This is a genomic window from Streptomyces sp. NPDC047108 (assembly GCF_040643575.1).
Classification (GTDB): domain Bacteria; phylum Actinomycetota; class Actinomycetes; order Streptomycetales; family Streptomycetaceae; genus Streptomyces.
The window spans coordinates 330,292-350,526 of the sequence record NZ_JBEYUP010000004.1; the positions used below are offsets into that span (position 1 = coordinate 330,292).

Below are 20,235 nucleotides of genomic sequence, written 5' to 3' on the forward strand. Positions count from 1 at the left end.
AGGTAAGCCTCACCTAACTTACACGGAGGTTCGTTCCACGTGAACCAGTCGCGTCCCAAGGTCAAGAAGTCGAGGGCGCTCGGCATCGCCCTGACCCCGAAGGCGGTCAAGTACTTCGAGGCCCGTCCCTACCCGCCCGGCGAGCACGGCCGTGGTCGCAAGCAGAACAGTGACTACAAGGTCCGTCTGCTCGAGAAGCAGCGTCTGCGCGCTCAGTACGACATCAGCGAGCGCCAGATGGCCCGTGCCTATGACCGCGCTCGGAAGGTCAGCGGCAAGACGGGCGAAGCGCTCATCATCGAGCTCGAGCGCCGTCTGGACGCGCTCGTCCTGCGGTCGGGTATCGCCCGCACGATCTACCAGGCCCGTCAGATGGTCGTCCACGGTCACATCGAGGTCAACGGCCGCAAGGTCGACAAGCCCTCGTTCCGTGTGACCCCGGACGACGTCGTCATGGTCCGCGAGCGCAGCCGCGAGAAGCACCCCTTCCAGGTGGCCCGCGAGGGTGGCTACGCCCTCGACGGCGAGACCCCGCGCTACCTGGAGGTCAACCTCAAGGCGCTCGCCTTCCGCCTCGACCGGGAGCCGAACCGCAAGGAGGTCCCGGTGATCTGTGACGAGCAGCTCGTCGTCGAGTACTACGCCCGCTGATCCAGGCGTAGACACTCCCGGCAGTGCCGGAGACCGGCGGCGCAGCCCGCGTCACCGCTCCGGCGCCCGCCCGCGCAGGGCCCGCTCGTGCGGGCCGTGCGCGCGCACGGCTCAGCCCGCCGTCTCCCCGCCCTTCGCGGAGGGGGAGGCGGCGGGTTCGTGCGTGACCGAGGACGAATCGGCCCGGTCCTCCCCGCGCTGCACCGGCAGCCGGGTACGGCCGCCGTCCCCGCGGCGCGCTCGCGCGACCACCGCGTCCAGGTCGAGGCGCGCCCCCTCGGACAGGCACTCCTCGTACCGCTCGGTGCCCAGTGCCTCCCGCGTCTGCTGCTCGCACTGCTGGTGCGGGGCGTTGAAGTACCGCGAGCCGAACAGCGGCAACCCGACAGAGCGCCAGAGCTGCCCCGCGGCCCCTTGCAGTACGGCCGCCTCCTCGGGATCGCCCTCCTCGGCCGTGAACAGCGCGAGCAGTTCGATGGCCGTCACCGCCCCCACCAGGTCACGGAAGGCGTGATCGATGCCGAGGCACTCCTCCAGCAGCCTGCGGGCCTCGGCGCTCTCGCCGCGCGTCCAGGCCGCATAGCCCAGGACGTAGAGCGCGTACGCCAGGGTCCAGCGCTCTCCGTGGTCCTCGCAGACCTGGCGGACCTCCTCGCACAGCGCGACGGCGGCCGCGAGATCGCCCTGGAAGGCCACCGTGATGCCCAGGGCCACCTGCCCCATCAGCACGTCACTGTTCAGCTCGCCGATCTCCCGGTAGCGCGCCAGGGCCGTGCGCAGCAGTTCCTCGGCGCGCGGCATGTCGTCGGTGACCAGAGCGAGACAGCCGGAGCGGTGCAGCGCGTACGCCGCCGCGAGCTGGTTGCCGGTCCGCTCCGCCTCGTCGCCGCACTCCTGGAGCGCCGTGATCGCGCCGATCGCGTCGCCCTGGAGGAGCGCCACGTACGCGAGCACCCACAGGGCCTTCAGCCGCGACTCCTCGTGCCCGCTCTCCAGCTCCAGCGCCCGGTCGAGCCAGTGGCGGCCCTCGGCCACGTGGCCGCAGCCGACCCAGTAGAACCACAGGCTGCCGGCGAGGTGCTGCCCGATGTGCGCGTCGTCGCTGCCCTCCAGGCTGAATTCGAGCGCGACCCGCAGATTGCTCAGCTCCGCGTCGATCCTGGCCGCCACCTCGGCCTGCCGCGGGCTGAACCACTCCAGCTCGCACCAGGTGGCCAGCCCCAGATACCAGTCGCGGTGGCGCCGGCGCAGCCGTGTGGCGTCGCCCGTCGCCTCCAGCCAGGACGCCCCGTACGCCCGTACCGTCTCCAGCATCCGGTAGCGCACCCCGGTCGCGGTGTCCTCGCGGACCACGATGGACTGGGCCACCAACTCGGCGATCACATCGAGGAGATCGTCGGCCGCGAGCCCGGTGCCGGAGCAGACGTACTCGGCCGCGTCCAGGTCGAAGTGGCCGGCGAACACCGAGAGCCTGGCCCACAGCAGCCGCTCCTGCGGGGAGCACAGCTCATGGCTCCAGCCGATCGCCGTGCGCAGCGTCCGGTGGCGCGGCAGGCCGGCGAAGCCGCCGCCGGTGAGCAGCCGGAAGCGGTCGTCGAGCCGCTGCAGCATCTGCTCCAGGGAGAGCGCGCGGAGCCGCCCGGCGGCCAGTTCCAGGGCGAGCGGGATGCCGTCGAGCCGGTGGCACAACTCGGCGACCGCCCACCGGTTGTCGTCGGTGATCCCGAACCCGGGCAGGACGGAGGCGGCGCGTTCGGCGAAGAGCGCGGGCGCGTCCCGGGCGGCCGGTGGCGTGGTCGCGGTCGTCGTCACGGTCGCGGGGGAGGAGCGTACGGGCGCGGGCGCGGGCATGGGCGACAGCGGGAAGGTCTGCTCGCCCGGCACGCCCAGCGGCCGCCGCCCGGCCGCGAGGACGGTCAGGCCCGGTGCGCGCCGGAGCAGGTCACGGACGAGGGTCGCGCAGTCATCGGCGATGTGCTCGAAACCGTCGAGGAGGAGCAGGAGTTGGCGGTCGGCCAGCATCTCGGCGACCGCGGTGCGCGGAGGCCGGGCGGCGTGTGCGGCCATCCCCAGCGCCTCGGCCAGCGCGTGCTCCAGCAGATGCGGATCGTGCACCGAGGACAGCTCGACCAGCCAGACGCCGTCGGAGAAGCGTTCCTGCCCCAGCAGGGCGGCCCGCAGGGCCAGCCGGGTCTTCCCCACCCCGCCCACACCGGTCACGGTGACCATCCGGGACCGCTTCAGCAGGCGTCCCACCTCGGCGAGTTCAGCCTTCCGGCCCACGAACGAGTTCAGTTCCGCGGGGAGATTGCCGGGAGCGGGATCGCAAGGGCCGTACGGGGCGGTGCCCTGTCGGGTGGAGCGTCGCATGACAAACGGAGAGTACTCGCATATATGCGCACCGTACAATCCTGTGCAGCGGCCGTTGCCGTGGCGACCCGAATTCCGGTACGGGGCGGTGCTCCCGACGCGATAGGGTCGACATCTGCCCGCCGTTCCCGGAGAGACCGCCCGTGACCGGCGGCGACCGATACGTCTACAGGGAGCGGTGCATCGTGTCCGGTGGAGAGGTGGCCGGGATCCTCGTGGCCGTCTTCTGGGCCATCCTGGTGTCGTTCCTCGCCGTGGTGCTGGTGAGGCTCGCGCAGGTCCTCAGAGCGACCACCCGGCTCGTCGCGGACGTCTCCGAGCAGGCGGTGCCGCTGCTCGGTGAGGCGTCGGCGACGGTGCGTACGGCGCAGTCCCAGCTCGAGCGGGTCGACGCGATCGCGACCGACGTCCAGGAAGTCACCTCCAACGCGTCGGCGCTGTCCTCGACCGTCGCCACCACGTTCGGCGGGCCGTTGGTCAAGGTCGCGGCGTTCGGCTACGGGGTGCGCCGGGCGCTGGGGCGCAAGGACGCGCAGCCGCGTGAACGCCGCCGTACCGTGATCGTAGGACGCACCGTGCCGCGTGCCCGGCGAGGCGGCCGCGGCTCCCGCGGCGGAAAGGCCTGAGCAACCGATGTTCCGCCGCACGTTCTGGTTCTCCACCGGCGTGGCCGCCGGGGTATGGGCCACCACCAAGGTCAACCGCAAGCTCCGGCAGCTCACACCGGAGAGCCTCGCCGCGCAGGCCGCGGACAAGGCCGTCGAGGCCGGCCACCGGCTCAAGGAGTTCGCCCTCGACGTCAAGGCCGGGATGGCGCAGCGCGAGGAAGAATTGAACGACGCCCTGGGGTTGCAGTCCCAGGACCACCACGACCGGGAGCTGCCCGCGCCGCGCCGACCCGAGGCGCTGGGCACGAGTCACCCGTACAACCGGAATGAGGACCACTGATGGAGTCGGCTGAAATCCGTCGCCGCTGGCTGCGCTTCTTCGAGGAGCGGGGGCACACCGTCGTGCCGTCGGCGTCGCTGATCGCGGACGACCCGACGCTGTTGCTGGTCCCGGCGGGCATGGTCCCGTTCAAGCCGTACTTCCTGGGTGAGGTCAAGCCGCCGTTCGACCGGGCCACCAGCGTGCAGAAGTGCGTGCGGACGCCCGACATCGAAGAGGTCGGCAAGACCACCCGGCACGGCACGTTCTTCCAGATGTGCGGCAACTTCTCCTTCGGCGACTACTTCAAGGAAGGCGCCATCAAGCTGGCCTGGGAGCTGCTGACCTCCTCCGTGGAGGGCGGCGGCTACGGCCTGGAGCCGGAGAAGCTCTGGATCACCGTCTACAAGGACGACGACGAGGCCGAGGCGATCTGGCGCGACGTGATCGGCGTGCCCTCGACACGCATCCAGCGGCTGGGCATGAAGGAGAACTACTGGTCCATGGGCGTCCCCGGCCCCTGCGGACCGTGCTCCGAGATCAACTACGACCGCGGCCCGGAGTTCGGCGTCGAGGGCGGCCCGGCCGTCAACGACGAGCGCTACGTGGAGATCTGGAACCTGGTCTTCATGCAGTACGAGCGCGGCGAGGGCTCCGGCAAGGAGGACTTCCCGATCCTCGGGGAGCTGCCGAGCAAGAACATCGACACCGGTCTCGGCCTCGAGCGCCTGGCGATGATCCTCCAGGGCGTCCGGAACATGTACGAGATCGACACCTCGCGCATGGTCATCGACAAGGCCACCGAACTCACCGGAGTCGCCTACGGTGCCGCTCCCGAGTCCGACGTCTCGCTGCGCGTCGTCTCCGACCACCTGCGCACCTCGGTCATGCTCATCGGCGACGGCGTCACCCCGGGCAACGAGGGCCGAGGCTACGTCCTGCGCCGCATCATGCGCCGCGCCATCCGCAACATGCGCCTGCTGGGTGCCGACAAGCCCGTCGTCGGCGAGCTGCTCGACACCGTCGTCAAGGCCATGAGCCCGCAGTACCCGGAGCTGGCCGAGGACCGCAAGCGCATCGAGACGGTGGCCCTGGGTGAGGAGGCCGCCTTCCTCAAGACCCTGAAGACGGGCACCAACATCCTCGACACCGCCGTCTCCGACACCAAGGCTTCCGGCGGCAGCGTCCTCCCCGGCGACAAGGCCTTCCTGCTCCACGACACCTGGGGCTTCCCGATCGACCTCACCCTCGAAATGGCCGCCGAGCAGGGCCTGTCGGTGGACGAGGACGGCTTCCGCCGCCTGATGAAGGAGCAGCGGGAGCGGGCCAAGGCCGACGCCAAGGCCAAGAAGCAGGGGCATGCCGACCTGTCCGCGTACCGCGAGGTCGCCGACGCCTCGGGCGCCACCGAGTTCATCGGCTACGGAGACACCTCGGGCGAGTCCCGCGTCGTCGGGCTCCTGGTCGACGGTCTGCCCTCCCCGGCCGCCCACGAGGGCGACGAGGTCGAGGTCGTCCTGGACCGCACCCCGTTCTACGCCGAGGGCGGTGGCCAGCAGGCCGACACCGGCCGCATCAGGCTGGACAACGGCGCCGTGGTGCAGGTCCGCGACGTCCAGCAGCCGGTGCCGGGCGTGAGCGTGCACAAGGGTGTCGTCCAGGTCGGTGAAGTCACCGTCGGCGCCCAGGTGTTCGCCGAGATCGACGTCACCCGCCGCCGGGCCATCGCCCGCGCCCACAGTGCCACCCACCTCACCCACCAGGCGCTGCGCGACGCCCTCGGCCCCACCGCCGCACAGGCGGGTTCCGAGAACGCCCCGGGCCGCTTCCGCTTCGACTTCGGCTCGCCGAGCGCCGTGCCGACCGCCGTGCTCACCGATGTCGAGCAGCGGATCAACGAGGTGCTGGCCCGTGAACTCGACGTCACCGCCGAGGTGATGAGCATGAGCGAGGCCAAGAAGCAGGGCGCCATCGCCGAGTTCGGCGAGAAGTACGGCGAGCGGGTCCGCGTCGTGACCATCGGCGACTTCTCCAAGGAGCTGTGCGGCGGCACGCATGTGCACAACACCTCCCAGCTCGGCCTGGTGAAGCTGCTCGGCGAGTCCTCGATCGGCTCCGGTGTGCGCCGCGTCGAGGCCCTGGTGGGCGTGGACGCCTACAACTTCCTGGCCCGCGAGGCCACGGTCGTCGCCCAGCTCACCGAGCTGGTCAAGGGCCGCTCCGAGGAACTCCCCGAGCGTGTCGCCGGCATGCTGAGCCGGCTCCGCGAGGCGGAGAAGGAGATCGAGAAGTTCCGCGCCGAGAAGGTCCTCCAGGCCGCCGCCGGTCTCGCCGAGGGCGCCAAGGACGTACGGGGTGTGGCGCTGGCCACCGGGCAGGTGCCCGACGGCACCTCCGCCGACGATCTGCGCAAGCTCGTCCTCGATGTGCGCGGCCGTCTCCAGGGCCGCCCGGCCGTCGTCGCCCTGTTCACCGTCGCGGGTGGCCGTCCGCTGACCGTGGTCGCCACCAGCGAGGGCGCCCGCGACCGCGGCATCAAGGCCGGTGAGCTGGTCCGTACGGCCGCCAAGACCCTCGGCGGCGGCGGTGGCGGCAAGGACGACGTCGCCCAGGGCGGCGGCCAGAACCCGGCCGCCATCGAGGACGCCGTGGCCGCCGTGGAGCGGCTCGTCTCCGAGAAGGCGTGACGTGACGGAGGCTCAGCCCATGCGCCGCGGTCGGCGTATCGCCGTGGATGTCGGGGATGCCCGGATCGGGGTCGCCTCGTGCGACCCCGACGGAGTCCTCGCCACCCCGGTGGAAACCGTCCCCGGTCGTGACATTCCGGCCGCGCAGCGCCGGCTCGCCGCCATCGTCGCGGAGTACGAGCCGATCGAGGTCGTCGTCGGCCTGCCTCGCTCGCTCAGCGGCGGGGAGGGCCCGGCCGCGAAGAAGGTGCGCACCTTCGCGCAGGGCCTCGCCCAGGGAGTGGCCCCCGTGCCCGTACGCCTGGTGGACGAGCGGATGAGCACCGTCACGGCGGCCCAGGGACTGCGTGCTTCCGGGGTCAGTTCGAAGAAGGGCCGCGGCGTCGTCGACCAGGCGGCGGCCGTGGTGATCCTGCAGAACGCCCTCGAAACGGAGCGCTCGTCGGGTAAAGCTCCCGGGGAGTGCGTCCAAGTGGTCATCTGATCGCGATACGGTAACGTTCCGCGCGACCGGCATCGTTCGACACACGGATGCCGCCGTACGGACAGAGGCGGACCGGACGCCTGCGCACGGACGACGCGCACCGGAAGCCGTCTCGCGCCTCTAGGGGATCGATGACTGAGTATGGCCGGGGTCAGGGCTCCGAACCGTGGCATCCCGAGGACCCGTTGTACGGGGACCAGGGCTGGCACGGGCAGCCGCAGTGGGACGGTCGGACGACTCCGTACGACGCTGCACAGCAGCAGTACCCCGGCAGACAGCAGCCCTCCCCGCACGGCTATGCCCAGCAGGGTTACGACCAGCAGGACTACGCCCGGCAGGGCTACGAGCAGCAAGGGTACGACCAGCAGGGCTACGGTCATCAGGGCTATGACCAGCAGGGCTACGCCCGGCAGGGTTACGGTCAGCAGGGTTACGACCAGCACGGCGCCGGCCGGCAGCAGGGCTACGGCTGGGACCCCGCCCCTGCCGCACGGCCGATGGCCTACGGCACCCCCGAGGACCCGTACGGACAGCAGCCGCCGCAGCACCATGACCCGTACGGCGGTCAGCGCCCCGATCCGTACGGCACCCAGGACGCCTACCCGCCGCCGCAGCCGCCCGGCAGCCGGAACCAGCCGCACGCCCACCCTCACCCGCATCACCAGCAGCAGCAGGCCGCGCAGCCGTACGGCGATCAGCTGCAGTACACCGAGCCCCCGCGGCGCGGCCGGCCCGCGCAGGACGAGACCGCGGAGTGGCAGGCCGTCCCCGAGCGCGACGAGCACCCCTTCTTCGCGGGTGACCACGGGCGCGAGGACGATGACGGCGACGAGCCCGCCGGCGCGGGAGGCGGTCGCCGTGGCGACCGCGACCGGGACCGGAAGGGCGACCGCGGGCCCAAACGGCGCAGCGGCATGGCCCTGTTGCTCTCCGGTGCCGTGATGCTCGGCGCGGTCGGCGGCGCCGGATACTTCGCGTACGACTTCTGGCAGACCCACTTCGGCCCGCCGCCGGACTTCTCCGGGAGCGGCAGCGGTGAGGTCCAGGTGGAGATCCCGGACGGCGCCACCGGCAACCAGATGGGCAACATCCTCAAGAGCGCCGGTGTGGTGAAGAGCGTCGACGCCTTCGTGGAGGCGCAGAACGACAACCCCAAGGGCGACGCCATCCAGCCCGGGGTCTACGTCCTGCGCAAGGGCATGTCGGCGAATTCGGCCGTCGAGATGATGACGGACCCGGCGAACCTCAACGCGCTCATCATCGCCGAGGGCCTGCGGGCCACCTCCGTCTACCGCGCCATCGACAAGAAGCTCGACCTCCCGGAGGGCACGACCAACTCCGTCGCCAAGAAGAAGGCGGACAGTCTCGGCCTGCCGTCGTGGGCCGACGACAACCCCGCGATCAAGGATCCGCTGGAAGGGTTTCTCTACCCGTCGCGGTACAGCGCGGCCAAGGGAACCAAACCCGAGGACGTCCTGCGCCAGATGGTCGACCGCGCGAAGGGCGAGTACAAGAAGCTGGACGTGGAGGGCGAGGCCAGGAAGCTGGGGCTCAAGTCGCCGCTCGACGTCATCACGCTGGCCAGCCTCGTCCAGGCCGAGGCCCAGGAGGACCACGAGTTCGGCAAGGTCTCCCGCGTCATCTACAACCGGCTCGAGCAGAACATGACGCTGGGCTTCGACTCGACCATCAACTACGCCAAGGGCCGGTCGACGCTCGACACCTCCATCGAGGACACCAATCTGAATTCGCTCTACAACACCTACCGCCACCGGGGCCTGACGCCCGGCCCGATCGACAACCCGGGCCACCAGGCGCTGGAGGCCGCCCTCCAGCCCACCCAGGGCGACTGGCTGTACTTCGTCACGGTCAAGCCCGGTGACACCCGCTTCACCAGGAGCGACGCGGAGCACCAGAAGAACGTCGACGACTTCAACAAGTACCAGCGGGAGCAGCGGAATTCCTGAGGTCCCGTCACGGAGTTCCGTGACGAGGGCCGTCCGTTTCCCGAACTCCGCCGGGCACGGTCGGTGCGATCACGGCTCGCCGCCGTGAGATACGGCTGACGGGTGTGCCGTGCCGTCGCGCGGCCCCGCCCGAGTGCCCGGTGCCCGTTCCTATCCGAGGTGCACATGCCTGGTCAGACCCCGCCCTCGCGCAGAGCGGCGGTTCTCGGTTCGCCGATCGCCCATTCCCTCTCACCGGTCCTGCACCGTGCCGCGTACGAGGCGCTGGGGCTGGACGGCTGGAGCTACGACCGCTTCGAGATCGACGAGGACACCCTCGCCGGCTTCCTCGGCGACCTCCCCGAGGGCGACTGGGCCGGGCTGTCCCTGACCATGCCGCTCAAGCGCGCGGTCATCCCGCTGCTCGACGGGATCAGTGATACGGCGGCCTCCGTGGAGGCGGTCAACACCGTGGTGTTCACGGACGATGGGCGCCGTACGGGCGACAACACCGACATCCCCGGCATGCTCGCCGCACTCCGCGAGCGCGGCGTCGAGAAGGTCGACCGGGCCGCCGTGCTCGGTGCCGGAGCCACCGCCTCCTCCGCGCTCGCCGCCCTCTCCCGGATCTGCACCGGCCAGGTCACGGCCTTCGTACGCAGCGAGGCGCGGGCAGCCGAGATGCGGCAGTGGGGGGAGCGGCTGGCCGTCGACGTGGCGGTCGCCGACTGGGCCGATGCCGCCCTCGCGTTCTCCGCGCCGCTCGTCGTCGCCACCACTCCGGCGGGCACGACCGACGCCCTCGCCGCGTCCGTTCCTGACCTGCCCGGGACGCTGTTCGACGTGCTCTACGAACCCTGGCCGACCCGGCTGGCCGCGGCCTGGTCGGACCGTGGCGGGGCGGTCGTGGGGGGCCTCGACCTGCTCGTCCACCAGGCCGTACTCCAGGTCGAGCGGATGACGGGGCATGCGCCCGCGCCGCTCGCCGCGATGCGCGCGGCCGGGGAGCGGGCGCTGCGGGAGCGTACGGCGGAGGGGTGAGCGTCCGGCAGAGCCCCCGGTGTACGGAGGCGTGAGAGCCCCGAAGGGCTGGACGACGCCTGGGCGCCGAGCCGGGAAGCCCTGCTGTGTCGAACCGCGGGCGGCCGGGCGGCCGGGCGTCCGGGACGATCCGTGCGCCGTCCCGTCCGTCATGGTTCGGCGGAGGGCGTCCGCTCTGTGGACCGGCGTCCGGACGGACCGCCCGGACGTGGGAGGATCGGAGGTGGCGGGCCCAGGGCCGCGCTCCCTCAGCGACCGCGGAGTGGGGGTACCCCCCAGCGGTGGCCGGGGGATCGCCCCGAGGCCGCGCCGCACGACCGAGGCGCGAGCATGAGGAGCATCGTTGAGCAGGTTGCGCTGGCTGACCGCGGGGGAGTCGCACGGCCCCGCACTCGTCGCGACGCTGGAGGGTCTCCCGGCGGGCGTCCCGATCACCACCGACATGGTGGCGGACGCGCTCGCCCGGCGGCGTCTGGGATACGGCCGCGGCGCGCGGATGAAGTTCGAGCGTGACGAGGTCACCTTCATCGGCGGCGTGCGTCACGGTCTGAGCCTCGGCAGCCCGGTCGCGATCATGGTGGGCAACACCGAGTGGCCCAAGTGGGAGAAGGTCATGGCGGCCGATCCGGTCGACCCGGCCGAACTCGCCGAGCTGGCCCGTAACGCGCCCCTCACCCGCCCCCGCCCCGGCCACGCCGACCTCGCGGGGATGCAGAAGTACGGCTTCGACGAGGCCCGTCCGGTGCTGGAGCGCGCTTCCGCCCGTGAGACGGCCGCCCGGGTCGCCCTGGGCACCGTGGCCCGTTCGTACCTGAAGGAGACGACCGGGATCGAGATCGTCTCCCATGTGGTGGAGCTGGCCGCGGCCAAGGCTCCGTACGGCGTGTACCCGAAGCCGTCCGACGTCGAGCGGCTCGACGCCGACCCCGTGCGCTGCCTCGACCAGGACGCGAGCAAGGCCATGGTCGCCGAGATCGACCAGGCCCACAGGGACGGCGACACCCTCGGCGGCGTCGTCGAGGTGCTGGCCTACGGCGTGCCCGTCGGCCTCGGCTCCCACGTCCACTGGGACCGGCGGCTCGACGCCCGCCTCGCCGCGGCGCTGATGGGCATCCAGGCGATCAAGGGCGTCGAGGTCGGTGACGGCTTCGACCTGGCGCGGGTGCCCGGATCCAAGGCCCATGACGAGATCGTCTCGACCGACGAGGGCCTGCGCCGGAGCACCGGCCGCTCGGGCGGTACGGAGGGCGGGCTGAGCACCGGTGAGCGCCTGCGCGTACGGGCCGCGATGAAGCCCATCGCGACCGTGCCCCGCGCGCTGGCCACCGTCGACGTCGCCACCGGCGAGGCCACCCAGGCGCACCACCAGCGCTCCGACGTCTGCGCCGTTCCGGCCGCGGGAATCGTCGCCGAGGCGATGGTGGCGCTGGTACTGGCCGACGCGGTCGCGGAGAAGTTCGGCGGCGACAGCGTCGCCGAGACCCGGCGCAATGTGCAGGGCTACCTCGACCACCTGGCGATCCGGTGAGCGGCGGCGCGGAGCGCCCGGCACCCGGCGACCGGGGGAACGCGAGCGGTCCGGTCGTCGTTCTCGTCGGGCCGATGGGCGTCGGCAAGTCGACCGTGGGTGCGCTGCTCGCCGAGCGGCTCGGCACCGAGTACCGCGACACCGACACGGACATCGAGCGCATGGCGGGCCGCCCCATCCCCGAGATCTTCATCGACGAGGGCGAGGCGCACTTCCGCGAGCTGGAACGTCAGGCCGTGCACGCGGCTGTCGTCGAGCACTCCGGTGTCCTGGCGCTCGGCGGCGGCGCGGTCATGGACTCCGGTACGCGCAAGCTGCTCGCCGGACTGCCGGTCGTCTTCCTGGACGTGGGTGTGACCGACGCGATGAAGCGCGTCGGCCTCAACGCCCCACGCCCGCTGCTCGCCGTCAACCCGCGGCAGCGCTGGCGCGAGCTGATGGAGGAACGACGCCCGCTTTACACCGAGGTGGCCCGCGTCGTCGTGGAGACCGACGAACGCACCCCCGAGGACGTCTCCGACGCCATCGTCGACGCATTGGACCTGCAGGCCGCCGGGACGGCCTCCGCCGACCGTCCCAGCACCCCGGACGGCGACGGCGGCCCCCGCGCGGGGAGGACATCGTGAGGCACCACGCAGTGAGGAACGCATGAGCGAGACCGGCAGCCCCACCCGTATCCAGGTCGGCGGCAGCGCGGGCACGGACCCGTACGAGGTCCTGGTCGGCCATCAACTCCTGGGCGAACTGCCCGGCCTGATCGGCCGTTCCGCCCAGCGCGTCGCCGTCCTGCACCCGGAGGCGCTGGCCGCCACCGGCGAGGCCGTGCGCGAGGACCTGGCCGGACAGGGCTACGAGGCCATCGCGATCCAGCTCCCGAACGCGGAGGAGTCCAAGACCGCCGAGGTCGCCGCGTACTGCTGGAAGGCGCTCGGCCAGACCGGCTTCACCCGTTCCGACGTCATCGTGGGCGTCGGCGGCGGAGCCACCACCGACGTGGCGGGCTTCGTCGCCGCGACCTGGCTGCGCGGTGTGCGCTGGGTCGCGGTCCCGACCACGGTGCTCGGCATGGTCGACGCGGCCGTCGGCGGCAAGACCGGCATCAACACCGCCGAGGGCAAGAACCTCGTCGGCGCCTTCCACCCGCCGGCCGGTGTGCTGTGCGACCTCGCAGGCCTCACCTCGCTGCCCCCCAACGACTACATCAGCGGTCTCGCCGAGATCATCAAGGCGGGCTTCATCGCCGACCCGGTGATCCTCGAACTGATCGAGGAGGACCCGGCCGCCGCCCGTACGCCGGAGGGCCGGCACACCGCCGCGCTCATCGAGCGGTCGATCCGGGTCAAGGCCGAGGTGGTCTCCGCGGACCTCAAGGAGTCCGGTCTCCGCGAGATCCTCAACTACGGCCACACCCTCGGGCACGCCATCGAGAAGAACGAGCGCTACAACTGGCGCCACGGCGCGGCCGTTTCGATCGGCATGGTCTTCGCCGCCGAGCTCGGCCGCCTCGCCGGCCGTCTCGACGACGCGACCGCCGACCGGCACCGGGCCGTCCTGGAGTCCGTCGGACTGCCCCTGGCCTACCGTGGCGACCAGTGGCCCAAGCTGCTGGAGACCATGAAGGTCGACAAGAAGTCCCGCGGCGATCGCTTGCGCTTCATCGTCCTCGACGGCCTGGCCAAGCCGACCGTCCTGGAGGGCCCCGACCCCGCCGTGCTCGCCGCCGCCTACGCGGAGGTCTCGAAGTGACACGCCGGGTCCATGTGCTGAACGGCCCGAACCTCGGGCGGCTCGGCTCGCGCGAGCCCGACGTCTACGGCTCCACCTCGTACAAGGGCCTGGTCGAGGAGTGCACGCGGCTCGGCGAGGAGCTGGGCCTCGAGGTCGAGGTCCGCGAGACCAACGACGAGGGCGAGATGATCCGCTGGCTGCACGAGGCGGCCGACGGGTCCGTGCCGGTGGTGCTCAACCCGGGCGCGTTCACGCACTACTCGTACGCGATGCGGGACGCGGCGGCCCAGCTCACCGCGCCGCTCATCGAGGTGCACATCTCGAACCCGCACGCGCGCGAGGAGTTCCGGCACACCTCGGTCGTCGCCGCCGTGGCGACGGGCACGATCGCGGGTTTCGGCATCGGCTCGTACCGGCTGGCGCTGCGTGCGCTGGCGGACGAGTTGCAGCGCTGAGCCGCGCTGACGGGCTGATCCGGGAGCGGTGGATTCAGCCGGGGTGACGGGCTGAGGTCAACTCCGCACCGCTGCCGGGCACTTCTGCACGCTCCCGGCCGTTCCCCACGGGAGTGGCCGGGGTCCGGCACTCCGCTTCCACCGCTCGCCCCAGGCTCGTCCACGCGCCGGCGGCATTCGGCTGTGGAGCGGGGGAGTTGGGCCCCTGCGGGCGGCTCGGGGTCTGGCGCCCCCTCCCGGCGCGACCGGGATGGGCCCGCGCCCTCGGGGTAGCCGGGGTGGGGAGCGCTCGTCCCCTCGCCGCGAGCAGCCGGTGCCGGGGCGTGGCACCTCGCTGCGGCCGGGGGTGGGGGTACCTCCCGGCGGTGGCGGGGGATAGCGTTCGGGCCACCGGCCGCGACGGCCGTTCGGCCACACGCCGTTCGACCGGATGGGGTTCGGCCCCATGCAGTTCGACCTTGAGACGGAGAGGCAGCGGATGCAGCACGCAGTGGGAGCTCCGCTGCCACCGCCCCACGGGCCCGGGGGACGGCCCGGGCCGGGCTGGAATCCCGTACCGCCGCCGCATGCGCAGGGTGCTCCGCCGCCGCATCCCGGCCGGGGTCCGCACCCGGGCGCCCCGGTCCCCGCGGGCCCGCCGCCGGTACCGGCACCCGCAGGGCCGCCGCCCGGTCCGGCCCACGGCCCGCCGCCCGGAGCCGGTCATGGGCCCGGCTGGTCCGGGCCGCCGCCGCGGCACCCGTCCGCGCCGCCGACCGACACCGGCCACATCCGTCTGCCCCCGGGCGGCCTCGTACCGATGCCGGGCCCGCCCCCGGGCACGGCGGCACCCGACCCCACGCAGGCGACCATCGCGGTGCTCCTCATCGGGCCCGCCGGCGCCGGCAAGACGACCGTGGCCCGCCACTGGGCGGACACCCGCCGGGTGCCGACGGCGCACATCAGCCTGGACGACGTACGCGAGTGGGTGCGGTCCGGTTTCGCCGATCCGCAGTCGGGGTGGAACGACCACTCGGAGGCGCAGTACCGGCTCGCCCGCCGCACCTGCGGCTTCTCCGCCCGCAACTTCCTCGCCAACGGGATCTCCTGCATCCTCGACGACGCCGTCTTCCCGGACCGTCCCGTCGTCGGACTGGGCGGCTGGAAGCGCCATGTGGGACCGGGGCTGCTGCCGGTGGTGCTGCTGCCGGGCCTGGAGATCGTCCTGGAGCGCAACGCCGAGCGCTCGGGCAACCGCAGGCTGTCGGACGAGGAAGTGGCCCTGATCCACGGCAAGATGGCCGGGTGGTACGGCTCCGGGCTGCCGATCATCGACAACTCCCAGCTCGACGTCCCCACCACCGCCCGCATCCTCGACGACGTCCTGGCGCGCAGCATCGCGAGCCCGCCGAGCTGGTAGCCGTAGCGGCGGGCGGAGCTCCGCAGGCCGTGCCCCGACAAGCACCGTCCGCCCCCGCGCACCCGGCTGCCACTCGCGTACCCGCTGCCGCCGCGTGCCGCCTCCTCCCTTCCGCCCGTGTGTTCACGGCCCCGCCGCCCGTACGGCGGTGCTCACCGGGCCGGGTCCCGCCGCCGCTCGTAGGCTCGGAGGCATGGCAGAGGTGCACGCGGCCAGGCGTACGCGCCTGCGTGACATGTGTGCGGCGGCCGGACGGGCCGCCGTACTGGTGTCGCGACCGGCGAACGTCCGTTATCTGGCAGGTGCGGCGCCGCAGGGCGCGGCCCTGCTCCTCGGTCCCGCCGAGGACGTGCTGCTCAGTCTCGGCCCCCCGACCGGTGACCCGGCCGAGGGCCGTCTCGCCGAGGACCTGCGGGTCCTGGCCCTCTCCGAGCCCACCGCGGACGCGGCCGTCGCCGCCGCGGGACTCGCGGCGGACGCCGGAGCCGACTCCCTGGCCGTCGAGGAGCACCACCTCACCGTCTCCCGGCACCGGGCGCTGGGCGAGGCCGCCCCGCAGGTCCGGCTCGCCGACCTCGGCCGCGCCGTCGAGCAGCAGCGGCTGATCAAGGACGACGAGGAGATCGCCTGCCTGCGGATCGCCGCCGAGATCTCCGACCAGGCCCTGGGCGAGCTGCTGGAGTCGATCCTCGTCGGCCGTACGGAGCGGCATCTCGCGCTGGAGCTGGAGCGCCGCCTCGTCGACCACGGCGCGGACGGCCCGGCCTTCCCCACATCGGTCGCGACGGGGCCGAACGCCGGTGCCGACGGTCATCTGCCCACGGACCGCCGCGTCGAGGAGGGCGATTTCCTCAGCGTCCGGCTGGGTGCGAACTACCGCGGCTACCGCTGCGAACTGGGCCGTACGTTCGTCATCGGCACCTCGCCCGCGGGCTGGCAGATCGATCTCTACGAGCTGGTCTTCGCGGCGCAGCGGGCCGGGCGCGAGGCGCTCGCACCGGGCACCGCGTACTGCGAGGTGGACCGCGCGGCCCGTCACATCCTGGACTCGGCCGGCCATGGGGACGGCCTCGCGCCGTCGACGGGGCACGGTGTCGGACTGGAAATCGATGAGGAGCCTCAGCTCTCCCCGACCGCCATGGGTAAACTGGACGCTTGTGTGCCGGTCACCGTCGAACCCGGGGTTCACCTTCCGGGCCGGGGCGGTGTCAGGATCACCGACACGCTCGTCGTCCGTCCCGAGGCGGACGGCGGACCTGAGCTACTCACCATTACGACCAAGGAACTGCTCGCGCTCTAGCATGCGGGCGCGCATCCGAGGTCTACCGCCAGCCAGTCCAGGAGAATTACGCAACCGTGGCCAGCACGAACGACCTGAAGAACGGCATGGTGCTCAAGCTCGACGGGGGCCAGCTCTGGTCCGTCGTCGAGTTTCAGCACGTCAAGCCCGGCAAGGGCCCTGCCTTTGTCCGTACCAAGCTGAAGAACGTGCTTTCCGGCAAGGTGGTCGACAAGACCTTCAACGCCGGCGTGAAGGTCGAGACGGCCAACGTCGACAAGCGCGGCATGCAGTTCTCGTACAAGGACGGCAGCGACTTCGTGTTCATGGACATGGACACCTACGACCAGCTGCACATCCAGCCGGAGACCGTGGGTGACGCCGCCAACTTCCTGCTCGAGGGCTTCGAGGCCGTCGTCGCGATGTACGAGGGCAGCCCGCTCTACGTCGAGCTTCCCGCCGCCGTCGAGCTGGTGATCGAGTACACCGAGCCCGGCGTCCAGGGCGACCGCTCCACCGGTGGCTCCAAGCCGGCCCGTCTGGAGACCGGCTACGAGATCGGGGTCCCGCTCTTCATCACCACCGGAGAGAAGATCAAGGTCGACACCCGCTCCGGCGAGTACCTCGGCCGGGTGAACAAGTAATCGTGGCTGCCCGCAACAAGGCCCGGAAGCGCGCATTTCAGATCCTCTTCGAGTCCGATCAGCGCGATGTCGCTGTGAAGACGGTGCTCGCGGACTGGCTGCGCCTCGCCCGGACCGACGACCGGCAGCCGCCGGTAGGCGAATACACGATGCAGCTCGTCGAGGGGTACGAGGGGCGTGCGGAGCGTATCGACGAGCTGATCGCCACCTACGCGGTCGGCTGGACGATCGACCGGATGCCGGTGGTGGACCGCAACATCCTGCGGCTCGGCGCCTACGAGCTGATCTGGGAGGACGACGTCCCGGACGCAGTGGTGATCGACGAGGCGGTGCAGCTCGCCAAGGAGTTCTCCACGGACGAGTCGCCGGCCTTCGTGAACGGGCTGCTGGGGCGCCTCAAGGACCTCAAGCCCACTCTGCGCCGAGACTGATCCCGCGCGCGGGCTCGCTCCTCGCGAGCCCGCCGGGGAGCAGTGCGAGCGACCCGCACCCGTACGGCACCGGGCCCGGAACGGAAAGCATCGGCTTTCCGTTCCGGGCCCGGTTCGTTCGTCCCGGCGCCCTCGGCGGTGCCGAGGGCGGTCGGCGAAGGACGTGACGTTTCTGCTCCGGACCGGCGCTTCACCGGCTCCGGATCAGGCCGAGAACGAAGGTCAGGCGTCCTCGTGCTGCACGGCCCGGCGTGCGTCCGCGTCCAGCACGCCCCAGCTGATGAGCTGCTCGGTCAGGACCGAGGGCGACTGGTCGTAGATCACCGCGAGCGTGCGGAGGTCGTCCTGACGGATCGACAGGACCTTCCCGTTGTAGTCACCGCGCTGGCTCTGGATCGTCGCGGCATAGCGCTGCAGCGGACCCGCCTTCTCGGCCGGCACATGCGCCAGGCGCTCCAGGTCCAGTACCAGCTTCGGCGGCGGTTCGGCGGCACCGCCGGGGGTGGTCCCCGGCAGCAGCTCCTGAACCGGGACGCCGTAGAAGTCCGCGAGCTCTGCGAGACGCTGCACGGTCACGGCACGGTCGCCACGCTCGTACGAGCCGACGACGACGGCCTTCCAGCGCCCCTGCGACTTCTCTTCGACGCCGTGGAGGGAGAGCCCCTGCTGTGTACGGATGGCGCGAAGCTTGGCCCCGAGCTGTTTGGCGTATTCGCTGGACATATAGCTCCCCGGACGAAGGATGGTAACTCACTGTGAGGTTACGCAGCGTAATCCCACCTCGTCAAGCGGAACGGGTCCACACCTGTTGTCATGGGAGGTCAGAGGGGCTGAGGGGGTGCTGAGGGGGCTCCGGCAGCCTCCTGGTACCGTGGGCCCTGCACATCCCGACGTCCTTTAAGGTCCGTCCCGTGAGGCGGAGAAGGAGGTCCGTTTCGTATGGACACAACAGGCCCGGAAGGCCCGCTCTCCGCGCGCCCCGTGCTCGAGGCACCCGACATCGGCCGGGTCCTCACCCGCATCGCCCACGAGATCGTCGAACGCGCCAAGGGCGCCGACGACGTGGTGCTTCTCGGCATCCCCACCCGCGGCGTCTTCCTCGCCCGCCGGCTGGCCGCCAAGCTCGAGGAGATCACCGGGCGCCCCGCGCCCGTCGGCTCGCTCGACATCACCATGTACCGCGACGACCTGCGCCTGCGCCCCGCCCGCGCCCTCGCGCGCACGGAGATCCCCGGTGACGGCGTCGACGGCCGCCTGGTCGTCCTGGTCGACGACGTGCTCTTCTCCGGCCGCACGATCCGCGCCGCGCTCGACGCCCTGGGCGACATCGGCCGGCCCCGCGCCGTACAGCTCGCGGTCCTCGTGGACCGCGGCCACCGCGAACTGCCCATCCGCGCCGACTACGTCGGCAAGAACCTCCCGACGTCGTTGCGGGAGACGGTGAAGGTCCAGCTCACCGAGGAGGACGGGCGCGACAGCGTGCTTCTCGGCGAGCGAAGCCAGGCGGGGGTCCCCTCGGACGAGGTCCGGGGGAGCGAGCCCGCCTCCGCAGTCGAGCAGTAGCAACCTGCCCACGGACCCGGTGACCCCGGGTGCCGCGGTCACGCGCGCCCGCCCGCACACCTCAACTCCCACCACGGAGCCACCAGATGAAGCGTCACCTCATCTCGGCCGCCGACCTCACCCGCGACGACGCCGTCCTCATCCTCGACACCGCCGAGGAGATGGCCCGGGTCGCGGACCGGCCGATCAAGAAGCTGCCGACCCTCCGCGGCCGGACCGTCGTCAACCTCTTCTTCGAGGACTCGACCCGGACCCGTATCTCGTTCGAGGCGGCGGCCAAGCGCCTGTCGGCGGACGTGATCAACTTCTCCGCCAAGGGCTCCTCGGTCTCCAAGGGCGAGTCGCTGAAGGACACGGCGCTGACCCTGGAGGCGATGGGCGCCGACGCGGTCGTCATCCGCCACCACGCCTCCGGCGCCCCGCACCGCCTGGCCACCTCCGGCTGGATCAACGGCTCGGTCGTCAACGCCGGCGACGGTACGCACGAGCACCCCACGCAGGCGCTGCTGGACGCGTTCACCATGCGCCGCCACCTCGCGGGCGCACCGGACGGCGGCCCCACCCGCCACCAGGGGCCCGGCGACGGAACCGGGCGCGACCTCTCAGGCCGCCGCATCACCATCGTCGGCGACGTCCTGCACAGCCGCGTCGCCCGCTCCAACGTCCACCTGCTGCACACCCTCGGCGCCGAGGTCACCCTGATCGCGCCGCCCACCCTGCTGCCGATCGGCGTCGAGAACTGGCCCTGCGAGGTCGGCTACGACCTGGACGCCGTCCTGCCGAAGTCCGACGCCGTGATGATGCTGCGCGTCCAGCGCGAGCGCATGAACGCCGCCTTCTTCCCCACCGAGCGCGAGTACGCCCGCCGGTACGGGCTCGACGGCGAGCGGATGAGCCGTACGCCCGAGCACGCGATCGTCCTGCACCCCGGCCCCATGAACCGCGGCATGGAGATCACCGCCGAGGTCGCCGACTCGCCGCGCTGCACCGCCGTCGAGCAGGTCGCCAACGGCGTCAGCATCCGGATGGCCGTTCTCTACCTGCTGCTCGGCGGTGCCGAGCCCGCACCGTCGACCCCCCGCACCGAGGAGAGCAAGTGACC

19 protein-coding genes are annotated in these 20,235 nt (G+C 71.8%); 17 read left to right on the forward strand and 2 right to left on the reverse strand.

Features of this window, described 5'->3' with window-relative positions:
- Positions 1 to 39 precede the first annotated feature (39 nt).
- Entirely contained in the window at positions 40 to 651 is a 612-nt protein-coding gene (gene rpsD / locus ABZ822_RS12720; protein WP_360851258.1) for a 30S ribosomal protein S4, read from the forward strand.
- 111 nt (positions 652 to 762) lie between these two features.
- Here the strand turns inward: rpsD and ABZ822_RS12725 are convergent, their stop codons facing one another.
- On the reverse strand, positions 763 to 3,021 hold the full coding sequence (locus tag ABZ822_RS12725) for a tetratricopeptide repeat protein (protein ID WP_360851261.1): 2,259 nt from the start codon (positions 3,019 to 3,021) through the stop codon (positions 763 to 765).
- Between the two features lie 185 nt (positions 3,022 to 3,206).
- On the opposite strand from ABZ822_RS12725, the gene ABZ822_RS12730 reads away from it, so the two are divergent.
- The 14 genes from ABZ822_RS12730 to nusB all read left to right on the forward strand — a co-directional run bounded on the left by ABZ822_RS12730 (position 3,207) and on the right by nusB (position 17,570).
- Complete coding sequence (locus tag ABZ822_RS12730) at positions 3,207 to 3,647, forward strand: DUF948 domain-containing protein (protein ID WP_360851264.1); 441 nt, start codon at positions 3,207 to 3,209, stop codon at positions 3,645 to 3,647.
- A 7-nt stretch (positions 3,648 to 3,654) separates the two neighbouring features.
- The gene (locus ABZ822_RS12735) at positions 3,655 to 3,969 is read left to right on the forward strand and encodes a DUF6167 family protein (RefSeq protein ID WP_360851266.1); all 315 of its coding nucleotides are present in this window, start codon (positions 3,655 to 3,657) and stop codon (positions 3,967 to 3,969) included.
- Positions 3,969 to 6,635, forward strand: coding sequence for an alanine--tRNA ligase (alaS, locus tag ABZ822_RS12740; protein WP_360851269.1), 2,667 nt, complete (start codon positions 3,969 to 3,971; stop codon positions 6,633 to 6,635). The genes ABZ822_RS12735 and alaS overlap by 1 nt, the downstream gene beginning before the upstream one ends.
- Before the next feature lie 19 nt (positions 6,636 to 6,654).
- Positions 6,655 to 7,119, forward strand: a complete 465-nt coding sequence (gene ruvX / locus ABZ822_RS12745; RefSeq protein WP_360851478.1) for a Holliday junction resolvase RuvX — start codon at positions 6,655 to 6,657, stop codon at positions 7,117 to 7,119.
- Between the two features lie 131 nt (positions 7,120 to 7,250).
- A complete protein-coding gene (gene mltG / locus ABZ822_RS12750) occupies positions 7,251 to 9,086 on the forward strand; it encodes an endolytic transglycosylase MltG (protein WP_360851273.1) in 1,836 nt (611 codons plus the stop codon).
- Between the two features lie 165 nt (positions 9,087 to 9,251).
- The gene (locus ABZ822_RS12755) at positions 9,252 to 10,106 is read left to right on the forward strand and encodes a shikimate dehydrogenase (RefSeq protein ID WP_360851276.1); all 855 of its coding nucleotides are present in this window, start codon (positions 9,252 to 9,254) and stop codon (positions 10,104 to 10,106) included.
- A 343-nt stretch (positions 10,107 to 10,449) separates the two neighbouring features.
- Positions 10,450 to 11,634, forward strand: coding sequence for a chorismate synthase (gene aroC / locus ABZ822_RS12760; protein WP_360851278.1), 1,185 nt, complete (start codon positions 10,450 to 10,452; stop codon positions 11,632 to 11,634).
- 74 nt (positions 11,635 to 11,708) lie between these two features.
- Positions 11,709 to 12,260: a shikimate kinase gene (locus ABZ822_RS12765; RefSeq protein WP_360851481.1), complete on the forward strand. Its 552-nt coding sequence runs from the start codon at positions 11,709 to 11,711 to the stop codon at positions 12,258 to 12,260.
- A 22-nt stretch (positions 12,261 to 12,282) separates the two neighbouring features.
- Positions 12,283 to 13,380, forward strand: coding sequence for a 3-dehydroquinate synthase (gene aroB, locus ABZ822_RS12770; protein ID WP_360851281.1), 1,098 nt, complete (start codon positions 12,283 to 12,285; stop codon positions 13,378 to 13,380).
- Complete coding sequence (aroQ, locus tag ABZ822_RS12775) at positions 13,377 to 13,817, forward strand: type II 3-dehydroquinate dehydratase (protein ID WP_360851284.1); 441 nt, start codon at positions 13,377 to 13,379, stop codon at positions 13,815 to 13,817. The genes aroB and aroQ overlap by 4 nt, the downstream gene beginning before the upstream one ends.
- 478 nt (positions 13,818 to 14,295) lie before the next feature.
- Positions 14,296 to 15,216 carry an AAA family ATPase gene (locus tag ABZ822_RS12780; RefSeq protein ID WP_360851287.1) on the forward strand — a complete coding sequence of 307 codons (921 nt, stop codon included), beginning with the start codon at positions 14,296 to 14,298 and terminating at the stop codon, positions 15,214 to 15,216.
- 193 nt (positions 15,217 to 15,409) lie between these two features.
- Positions 15,410 to 16,516, forward strand: coding sequence for an aminopeptidase P family protein (locus ABZ822_RS12785; RefSeq protein WP_360851290.1), 1,107 nt, complete (start codon positions 15,410 to 15,412; stop codon positions 16,514 to 16,516).
- A 56-nt stretch (positions 16,517 to 16,572) separates the two neighbouring features.
- Entirely contained in the window at positions 16,573 to 17,139 is a 567-nt protein-coding gene (efp, locus tag ABZ822_RS12790) for an elongation factor P (protein WP_360851292.1), read from the forward strand.
- Positions 17,140 to 17,141: 2 nt separating this feature from the next.
- Positions 17,142 to 17,570 (forward strand): transcription antitermination factor NusB, encoded by a 429-nt coding sequence (gene nusB / locus ABZ822_RS12795; protein ID WP_360851295.1) that lies wholly within the window; start codon positions 17,142 to 17,144, stop codon positions 17,568 to 17,570.
- Positions 17,571 to 17,792: 222 nt separating this feature from the next.
- Here the strand turns inward: nusB and bldD are convergent, their stop codons facing one another.
- Positions 17,793 to 18,293, reverse strand: coding sequence for a transcriptional regulator BldD (gene bldD, locus ABZ822_RS12800; RefSeq protein WP_004948690.1), 501 nt, complete (start codon positions 18,291 to 18,293; stop codon positions 17,793 to 17,795).
- Between the two features lie 216 nt (positions 18,294 to 18,509).
- On the opposite strand from bldD, the gene pyrR reads away from it, so the two are divergent.
- On the forward strand, positions 18,510 to 19,133 hold the full coding sequence (gene pyrR, locus ABZ822_RS12805) for a bifunctional pyr operon transcriptional regulator/uracil phosphoribosyltransferase PyrR (protein WP_360851298.1): 624 nt from the start codon (positions 18,510 to 18,512) through the stop codon (positions 19,131 to 19,133).
- Between the two features lie 86 nt (positions 19,134 to 19,219).
- Positions 19,220 to 20,233: an aspartate carbamoyltransferase catalytic subunit gene (locus ABZ822_RS12810; protein WP_360851301.1), complete on the forward strand. Its 1,014-nt coding sequence runs from the start codon at positions 19,220 to 19,222 to the stop codon at positions 20,231 to 20,233.
- Positions 20,234 to 20,235 lie beyond the last annotated feature (2 nt).

Excerpts from the sequence above, each read along its gene's own strand:
- ABZ822_RS12780 (WP_360851287.1), top strand. The coding sequence starts at position 14,296 with ATGCAGCACGCAGTGGGAGCTCCGCTGCCACCGCCCCACGGGCCCGGG.
- ABZ822_RS12785 (WP_360851290.1), top strand. The coding sequence starts at position 15,410 with ATGGCAGAGGTGCACGCGGCCAGGCGTACGCGCCTGCGTGACATGTGT.
- alaS (WP_360851269.1), top strand. The coding sequence starts at position 3,969 with ATGGAGTCGGCTGAAATCCGTCGCCGCTGGCTGCGCTTCTTCGAGGAG.
- ABZ822_RS12735 (WP_360851266.1), top strand. The coding sequence starts at position 3,655 with ATGTTCCGCCGCACGTTCTGGTTCTCCACCGGCGTGGCCGCCGGGGTA.
- ABZ822_RS12810 (WP_360851301.1), top strand. The coding sequence starts at position 19,220 with ATGAAGCGTCACCTCATCTCGGCCGCCGACCTCACCCGCGACGACGCC.
- aroB (WP_360851281.1), top strand. The coding sequence starts at position 12,283 with ATGAGCGAGACCGGCAGCCCCACCCGTATCCAGGTCGGCGGCAGCGCG.
- ABZ822_RS12725 (WP_360851261.1), bottom strand. The coding sequence starts at position 3,021 with ATGCGACGCTCCACCCGACAGGGCACCGCCCCGTACGGCCCTTGCGAT.
- bldD (WP_004948690.1), bottom strand. The coding sequence starts at position 18,293 with ATGTCCAGCGAATACGCCAAACAGCTCGGGGCCAAGCTTCGCGCCATC.
- mltG (WP_360851273.1), top strand. The coding sequence starts at position 7,251 with ATGACTGAGTATGGCCGGGGTCAGGGCTCCGAACCGTGGCATCCCGAG.
- ruvX (WP_360851478.1), top strand. The coding sequence starts at position 6,655 with ATGCGCCGCGGTCGGCGTATCGCCGTGGATGTCGGGGATGCCCGGATC.
- ABZ822_RS12755 (WP_360851276.1), top strand. The coding sequence starts at position 9,252 with ATGCCTGGTCAGACCCCGCCCTCGCGCAGAGCGGCGGTTCTCGGTTCG.
- ABZ822_RS12765 (WP_360851481.1), top strand. The coding sequence starts at position 11,709 with ATGGGCGTCGGCAAGTCGACCGTGGGTGCGCTGCTCGCCGAGCGGCTC.
- pyrR (WP_360851298.1), top strand. The coding sequence starts at position 18,510 with ATGGACACAACAGGCCCGGAAGGCCCGCTCTCCGCGCGCCCCGTGCTC.